At 60.3% G+C, this 7,085-nt stretch carries 7 protein-coding genes and 2 tRNA genes; 2 read left to right on the top strand and 7 right to left on the bottom strand.

Translation table 11 applies throughout. The features are described from left to right. The 3 genes from Q8K05_RS10035 to Q8K05_RS10025 form a co-directional block, all read right to left on the bottom strand. Positions 1–834, bottom strand: an 834-nt coding sequence (locus Q8K05_RS10035) for a 3-hydroxybenzoate 6-monooxygenase (RefSeq protein ID WP_305246478.1), incomplete at its 3' end; no start/stop codon positions are given. A 27-nt stretch (positions 835–861) separates the two neighbouring features. Beyond that, the gene (locus Q8K05_RS10030) at positions 862–1,572 is read right to left on the bottom strand and encodes a fumarylacetoacetate hydrolase family protein (RefSeq protein ID WP_305246477.1); all 711 of its coding nucleotides are present in this window, start codon (positions 1,570–1,572) and stop codon (positions 862–864) included. Between the two features lie 18 nt (positions 1,573–1,590). Next, positions 1,591–2,628 carry a cupin domain-containing protein gene (locus Q8K05_RS10025; RefSeq protein WP_305246479.1) on the bottom strand — a complete coding sequence of 346 codons (1,038 nt, stop codon included), beginning with the start codon at positions 2,626–2,628 and terminating at the stop codon, positions 1,591–1,593. 108 nt (positions 2,629–2,736) lie between these two features. Between Q8K05_RS10025 and Q8K05_RS10020 the strand changes: the two genes are divergently transcribed. Beyond that, positions 2,737–3,630, top strand: coding sequence for a LysR family transcriptional regulator (locus Q8K05_RS10020; protein ID WP_305246476.1), 894 nt, complete (start codon positions 2,737–2,739; stop codon positions 3,628–3,630). Between the two features lie 149 nt (positions 3,631–3,779). Here the strand turns inward: Q8K05_RS10020 and Q8K05_RS10015 are convergent. The 4 genes from Q8K05_RS10015 to Q8K05_RS10000 all read right to left on the bottom strand — a co-directional run bounded on the left by Q8K05_RS10015 (position 3,780) and on the right by Q8K05_RS10000 (position 6,249). Beyond that, positions 3,780–3,856: transfer RNA gene (locus tag Q8K05_RS10015), tRNA-Arg, on the bottom strand. Between the two features lie 41 nt (positions 3,857–3,897). Next, a tRNA-Pro gene (locus Q8K05_RS10010) sits at positions 3,898–3,974 on the bottom strand. A 129-nt stretch (positions 3,975–4,103) separates the two neighbouring features. Then, positions 4,104–5,288 carry an alpha/beta hydrolase gene (locus Q8K05_RS10005; RefSeq protein WP_305246475.1) on the bottom strand — a complete coding sequence of 395 codons (1,185 nt, stop codon included), beginning with the start codon at positions 5,286–5,288 and terminating at the stop codon, positions 4,104–4,106. A 31-nt stretch (positions 5,289–5,319) separates the two neighbouring features. Beyond that, entirely contained in the window at positions 5,320–6,249 is a 930-nt protein-coding gene (locus tag Q8K05_RS10000; protein ID WP_305246474.1) for a LysR family transcriptional regulator, read from the bottom strand. Between the two features lie 300 nt (positions 6,250–6,549). Between Q8K05_RS10000 and Q8K05_RS09995 the strand changes: the two genes are divergently transcribed. Continuing rightward, the gene (locus Q8K05_RS09995) at positions 6,550–6,882 is read left to right on the top strand and encodes a DUF4148 domain-containing protein (protein WP_305246473.1); all 333 of its coding nucleotides are present in this window, start codon (positions 6,550–6,552) and stop codon (positions 6,880–6,882) included. Positions 6,883–7,085: the final 203 nt, after the last annotated feature.

Raw genomic sequence — 7,085 nt, 5'->3', positions numbered from 1 at the left:
TTCGCGGTCGGCCGTGGCCCAGCGTTTCCAGCTTTTCGGCAGGTCGATCAACTGACGCGCCTTGGGGCACAGGCCTTGAAAGTAGCTCTGCACTTCTTCCTGGCTGCCTTCGGTCACGCCCCACGCTTCCTGCTGGCGGCTGTGGAAAGTCACCACCACGTTGTACTGCTCGCCGCCACGCAGTGGGTAATGCACCAGATGGCAGTTGGGGCCCACCCAGATGGCGGCGGCGTTCCACTGCAGGTCCAACGGAAAGTCTTTTTTGTCGATCACGGCGCGGTAAACCACATGGCCGGTGACGCGCGCCAGGTCGCCCACGTACTGCTGCCGCACCACGGACTTGACGCCATCGGCCCCAATCAGCGCCACGCCCCGGTGCGCGGTGCCGTGCTGGTCAAACACCGTCACGCTGTCGGCGTCCTGTTCAATGCGACTGACATGGGTGGAGGTCAGCAGCTCCACACGGCCGGTTTCCTGCGCGACCTCCAGCAGCGACTTGTGCACGTCCACGCGGTGAATCACCGCATAGGGGTTGCCAAAGCGCTGGCGAAAGGCCTCGCCGGTCGGGATGCGGCCCACCAGGGCACCGTCCACCGCGTCGTGCATCACCATCTCGTCGGTATACACGGCGCGGCCACGGGCTTTTTCGCCGATGCCCAACGCATCAAACGCGTGAAACGCATTGGGGCCCAGCTGGATGCCGGCGCCAATTTCACCAATCTCGGGCGCCTGCTCCAGCACTTTGACGCTAAAACCCTGGCGCACCAGCGCCAGCGCAGCGGCCAGGCCACCAATACCGCCACCGGCGACGATGACGGGAAGTTGCTGAGTCATGTTTGTCTCCTCGAATCCGTCATTTATTTATTCCGCCGCGCCAATGCTCAGCGCCACATCGCCCACGCCTGCCACATGGCCGGTGATGGTGTCGCCGGTCTTGACTGCGCCCACGCCCTCGGGGGTGCCGGTGTAGATCAGGTCACCCGGCGCCAGGTGGTAGTACTGCGACAAGTCGGCCAGCAACTCGGGAATGTTCCAGATCAACTGGCTCAGGTCAGAGGTCTGGCGCGTTTCGCCGTTGACCTGCAGGCTGATGGCGCCGCTGGTCAACACGCCCAGCTCACCCACCGGCACGATCTCCGCACAGACGGCGGATTTTTCGAAGTCCTTGCCCAAATCCCAAGGGCGGCCCTGGTCGCGCGCCACCAGTTGCAGGTCGCGGCGCGTCATGTCCAGACCGGCGGCGTAGCCGTAGATCAGGCCCAAGGCGTCGGCTTCGCTCACGCGAAAACCAGCGGCGCCAATAGCCACCACCAGTTCCATCTCAAAGTGGTAATTGCTGGTGCCGGCAGGGTAAGGCACGGTGGCACCCGACTCCACCAGTGTGGACGGCGACTTGGTGAAATAGAAAGGTTTGGCGGTGGCTTTGTCCACCGGGCGGCCCATTTCCACGGCATGGGCGTGGTAGTTTCGGCCCACGCAGAAAATGCGTTTGACCGGAAAACGGGCGTCGATTCCGCGTACAGGCAGTGAGGCAGGCGCGGGCGGCGTCCAAAGGTAAGTGGTTTGTGTCATGAGGTGCTTTCTTGAAAATCAGTGACGGACTTCGTAAACGCCCAGCTTCTTTTGCAGGGGCGCATCGTCCGCAATAAAGATGAAGGCGGGCTGGTCGGCGGCGCTGTTGCTCAGGGTCAGCGGCGTGTAGCCGGGAATGCAGCAGGTGTCGGCTTCGCCCAGACTGAACTGGTGGCCGTCCAGGCTGACCGCGGCGCAGCCCTCGATCTGGTGGAACACCATCGCCGAGGAGCGGGCCGGCAAGGCCAGGCGCTCGCCGGGGCGCAGCATCAGGGCCGAAAAGCCCAGAATCTTCTGGCAGTCGGCGCCGGTTTCGGGGTTCACATAGGCCACCTGAACCGCCTCGATGTCAGGCTGGCTGGCCGCCAGCGCCTGCAGCGCCGCACGCACTTCCACCCAAGGGTAGCGCAGCATCGGATAAGGCTGGCTGGCACGGGTGAACACCGGCGAAGGCACCACGCCACCGCGTTGATAGGCGCGGTCGGCGCTCTCAGGCGTCACCGCCTGCGCTTTGCCTTCGGTCACATACGAGGCTTCCATGTAATAGACCATGGGCAAGTCCAGCACATCGAGCCAGACCACCGGCTTGTCACCGTCGTGGCCATGCTCGTGCCACAGGCCGGTGGGGGTCAAAATCAGGTCGCCCCGGCACATCAGGCATTTCTCGCCATCCACGGTGGTGTAGGCGCCCTCGCCTTCCACAATCATGCGCACGGCGTTGGGCGTGTGGCGATGGGCGGGCGCCCATTCGCCCGGCAGCAGCAGCTGCATGCCCAGGTAAATGGTGGCGCTGGCCTGCATTTTTTCCAGCCCGTGGCCGGGGTTGGCCAGCACCAGCACGCGGCGTTCGGCTTTTTCAATCGGGGTCAGTTCGCCGGCCTGGATCAACAGAGGGCGCAGCGTCTGGTAAGGCCAGCAGGTGGGCTTGGTGCGCGGAATCGGCTTGCCTGGCGGCAGCACGGCACGCAAGCTGGGCCACAGGGGCACCAGGTTTTGCGCGGTCAGTGCCGCGCGATAGTCTTCGGGCAAGTCTTCAAGACGACCAAGTTCCTGCATCACGATGTCTCCGTTGTTTTGAGTGGCGTGAATCGTAGGAGGGCACCAAATTCCTGTAAATCCAGTACGGTCAATAGGGGGCATTCGAAATTCGAATAAAGTCGGCGCATGAAGCCCATCGATATTCGTCTGCTGTCCGTGTTTGACGAGATTTACAAAACCCGCAGCGTCACCGCTGCGGCGCTGGCGCTGAACCTGGGACAGCCGGCGGTCAGCATCGCCCTGTCCAAGCTGCGCCAACAGTTGGGCGACCCGCTGTTTGTGCGCACCTCGAGCGGCATGGAACCCACGCCGTTTGGCGAAGGGCTGGTGCGCCCGGTGCGCGCCGTGCTTGATGCGCTGGATCTGGTGCTGGGCCACCGCAATGAATTCGATCCGGCCACCTCCCGGCGCACCTTTCGCATCTGCATGACGGACATCAGCCAGCTGGTGCTGCTGCCCAGGCTGTGGAAAACCCTGCGCGTGTCAGCGCCGGGCATTCACATCGAGATTTTTCCGCTGTCCAAAGACACCGCGCAGCTGCTGGAAACCGGCGAGGCCGATCTGGCGATGGGACTCATGCCGCAGCTCGAAGCCGGGTTTTACCAGCAGTTGCTGTTCAGGCAGAGTTTTGTCTGCATGGTGGGTGCCGACCATCCACGCATCACCGACCAGCTCAGCCTGGCCCAGTTCGAGGCGGAAGACCATGTGGTGGTCAGTTCATCGGGCTCGGCGCCCTTGGTTCTTGACCGTGAAATTGCCAGGCTCGGCATCAAACGCAGGATTGCGCTGCAAATTCCGAATTTTCTGGGCGCCGCCTTTGTGGTGGAACACACCGACCACATCATCACCATTCCCGAGCGCCTGGGCGATGTACTGCAGGGGCGCGGTGCGTTCCGGATTTTCCCCGTGCCCTTTGCGCTGCCCGATTACGAGGTCAAGCAGCACTGGCATGAGCGTTATCACCACGATCCAGGCAGCCGCTGGCTGCGGGGTGTGATTTCGGGACTGCTGTCGGAGTAGCGGGTTTGGCACTATCAAAAAGTACCGTCGGATGTACCGTTTTTAAGTCATCTCAAGATATCCGGCAACACCCAGTGAACAACAAAAACCCCGTCATGCCAGTCGACATGCGGGTTCTTAAAGGACGTGAGACTTCTGAAAGGGGGAATTGGTCTGCCCGGAGGGGATCGAACCCACGACCCTCAGCTTAGAAGGCTGATGCTCTATCCAACTGAGCTACGGACAGATATAAAAAAAGCCCACATCGTGAGCTTTTTTATTGATTTTTGGTCGGAGTACAAGGATTCGAACCTTGGACCCCCTGGTCCCAAACCAGGTGCGCTACCAGACTGCGCCACACTCCGACAAGCTTTAGATTATAGCCCTAACAAATACAGGATTCGGCGTCGTGGTTTCATTTTTTTGCATCGCATCGAAACTCAAGCCTTCATCCCCCAGGCCTGGGATGTCGGTGTGGATAGGCCCACACGCGTTTACTCGTTAGCCGCCGAAGGATAAATCAACGACAAGGCAATCTGAGCTGTTGTGTTGCCCGGGTTATCGATCAAGTCGTGGCTGGCAACCGGCGCCGTCACGGTTTGGCGTTGAAGATGCTGGCCAAGAAAGCCCAGCAGTACTTCGGCCTGCGTGTCGCTGAAGCATTTTCGGTAGGCCTGACCGTGGCTTGATGCGAAAAACGGGATCTCGCAGGCTACGCCGGCTATGGCTTTATCAGGCATGCGCAAGAGCGTCGTACCCTTGATGCGTGAGAGAAAGCTCAGATCGTCTGGCGTGTTGTAGGCGTCATTTTCGAAAGCGAAAACAAGGGCCGGAATGCGCTCGGCAGACGCGATTTCTGCGGCCTGTTCTTCGTGGCGCCGCTGCCAGATATCCGGTCTCCAGCGCTTCTTGCCTGCAAACGCGGGGGCAAAGGCGATGACGGAGTTGACACTCCCGGGATGCCGCTTCTCGTGCAACAGTGCGGCCCACCCGCCAGCGGATTGCCCCACCAGAACGATCCGCGATGGATCGACCCCGGCGCGGCCAAGCTCCTCCAGCGTCTGTTCAATGGCCGTCACGCGTTGATCAATTTTGAGCGGCTCCCCGAGATGGGTCGCCCTGCCATCGCATGGCGCGAAAACGACCAGCTCCAGACCCGCCACTTCGGCGCCGGCCAAGTGCCGTATGACCTCTGGTACGGAAAAACCGGGGACCTCGCCATTGGGATCGCACGTATCGTCCAGTTTTTCGATGACTGAACCGTGCAAGAACACGACGACCGCCTTGGCCTTCGGGTTGGGAATGCTGAATCCGCGGGGGTTTTGCCAGTGATTTTTCTTGGGGACGAACTCCCCCGGCACATTGGCTTTGGCGTGAAGACAACCGACGATCAAAAGCACCACCCGACTCGTCTTGACAAGGTGACGCAGCGTGCGGTGCATCCAGACGTTCGAGGACACCCCATTCGGCGGCATGACAGCTGTCACGCGCTTCGTGACAGACGACTTCCCGCCAACGCGCAAGAGCAGCAACTGGAGATGTCTGCGGACGGCATGGGGCAATCCGGGGAGGGCACCATTTACCATAAAAAATCCATCGTGAACCAGATTGAATTGCGCTATATTTTCTCCCGGATTCAACGCCCCGTCTGTAACAAGAACGATGCAGCGGGTGCCCATGGGCGCACATCCAGGGTGTTTGCACGGGCCGTCAATACGGAGCCGTCGAAAAAACCTGTTGCGCCGCCGTTGACAAAAAATCGAGCATCGCGACAACCCGCGCCGGGACGAGCTTGCGCGTCGGAAGGGCCGCATAAATGACCAAGCTGCTGGCCCGCCATTGCGGCAACACATGCACCAATGCCCCGTCGCGGAAATAGGGTTGTGCCAGATGCCTGGACAACAGGCACAGGCCCGCACCAGCCAAAGCCGCGCGGAACAGCACATCAAAGCTCAGCGACTGCAGCACCACCCTCATCTCCACGTCAACGGGCTCGGTGTAAGTCATGACATGGGTAAGCCTGATGCCATGCCCGTTGCCCTGCCCCGGTGCCTTTTTCCAGGGGAACTTCAGGTAGTCGTGGACATGCAGGTCGCCGGGATGCTCGGGCATGCCAGCACGGTTCAGATAACGGGGTGCGGCGCACAGGATGCTTTCAGTTCTTCCCAGTACACGGGCCACGGTGTCTGCGTCGTAATCCTCTTCAACAGCCATGAGCGTCAGGTCGAATTCTTCTACCCGCAAGTGGGAAAACGGGTCCACACTGACCTCAAGCATGACCTCTGGATGTTGTTCACGCCACAGGGCGGCCAGCGGAGCCAGAAAATACGATGCCAGCAGGGGCGTGGTCAGCAGATGCAACGTACCGGCCAGCACGCCCGAACTGTTCTGGGCGACCACCTCCGCATCGTTGATTTCCTGCAAGATGCGCCTGAGCATGTGCAGGTAAACGATCCCGGATTCGGTGAGGGCCAGCTTGCGCGTAGTGCGCTGGATCAGGCGGGTGTCCAGATGCTCTTCCAAATCACTGACCAACCGGGACACCACGGCCGGAGACAAGTCAAGGGCGCGGGCGGCAGAGGCGAACCCGCCCTCAGCGACGACCTTTTCAAACACCTGCATCGACAAAAGTCTGTCCATGGTTGTTGTACCAACGTGCCGCGCGACAGTATTCCGAGACCTCTACGCGCCTTGCCATCAGCCGCACGCCTGTTTTTTTGAGTTCACGCCCACAGGATATAAGCAATTTTCGCTGCTAGCCCCCCAAAAATGGCAACAGTGTATTGCGGAGATAGCCCTCGATGATTGAGATTTTTTTATCCATACTTTTCTATCGGTGGCCGGGAATTTTCCCAAACTTTTCACCGATGCAGGACGGGCAGGACACCATGGAGCGTCATGCCCGAAGTACCAACAATCAATTTGTTACTGGGGATCATCATGAAAACCTCGTTCATCAAATCCATGGCCACCGGCGCGGCTGCCTTGGCCGCCTTCTCGGTTGTACCCGCAATGGCAGACCACCATGACGATCCGTCACCGGCTGCGCAATCGCAGAGTACAAAAACCCGCGCAGAAGTGCGCGCGGAATACCTCCAGGCCGTCAAGGACGGCACACTGCCCAACATATCGGAAGCGGGGGAAACACCTGTGATCAGCGCCATGAGCGCAAAGGCCCCTACCAGCACGCTGACGCGTGAAGCCGTGCGCGCTGACACCATTGAGTGGCTGCGGCTGCACCGGGGCGACGAGGTGCAGATGGGCTCACAATGAGCAAAGCACAGGCCGCGCCTGAAGTTCGCATGGATACATGCAGTCGCTATTGCGCGCAAGCTTGTTGAGGTCATGAGAAAAGAGACGTGGCTCCATCTGTTTGAGCAACTTCCCTCAATTTATAAGTGGATTCCGGGCGGGTTGCCAAAAGTGCAGAGTTGTCCACGGCGGCGGTCGCTTGCGACGAACCGACCGACGCGGCG

The organism is Polaromonas sp., assembly GCF_030682935.1.
Lineage (GTDB): Bacteria > Pseudomonadota > Gammaproteobacteria > Burkholderiales > Burkholderiaceae_C > Polaromonas.
The sequence above is the reverse complement of the archived record's forward strand: the minus strand, read 5'-3'. Positions and strand labels throughout refer to the sequence as shown.

What these genes read in the sequence shown, in the direction of transcription:
- Q8K05_RS10000 (WP_305246474.1), bottom strand. Translation starts at nt 6,249, where the DNA reads ATGGACAGACTTTTGTCGATGCAGGTGTTTGAAAAGGTCGTCGCTGAG.
- Q8K05_RS09995 (WP_305246473.1), top strand. Translation starts at nt 6,550, where the DNA reads ATGAAAACCTCGTTCATCAAATCCATGGCCACCGGCGCGGCTGCCTTG.
- Q8K05_RS10005 (WP_305246475.1), bottom strand. Translation starts at nt 5,288, where the DNA reads ATGGGCACCCGCTGCATCGTTCTTGTTACAGACGGGGCGTTGAATCCG.
- Q8K05_RS10020 (WP_305246476.1), top strand. Translation starts at nt 2,737, where the DNA reads ATGAAGCCCATCGATATTCGTCTGCTGTCCGTGTTTGACGAGATTTAC.
- Q8K05_RS10025 (WP_305246479.1), bottom strand. Translation starts at nt 2,628, where the DNA reads ATGCAGGAACTTGGTCGTCTTGAAGACTTGCCCGAAGACTATCGCGCG.
- Q8K05_RS10030 (WP_305246477.1), bottom strand. Translation starts at nt 1,572, where the DNA reads ATGACACAAACCACTTACCTTTGGACGCCGCCCGCGCCTGCCTCACTG.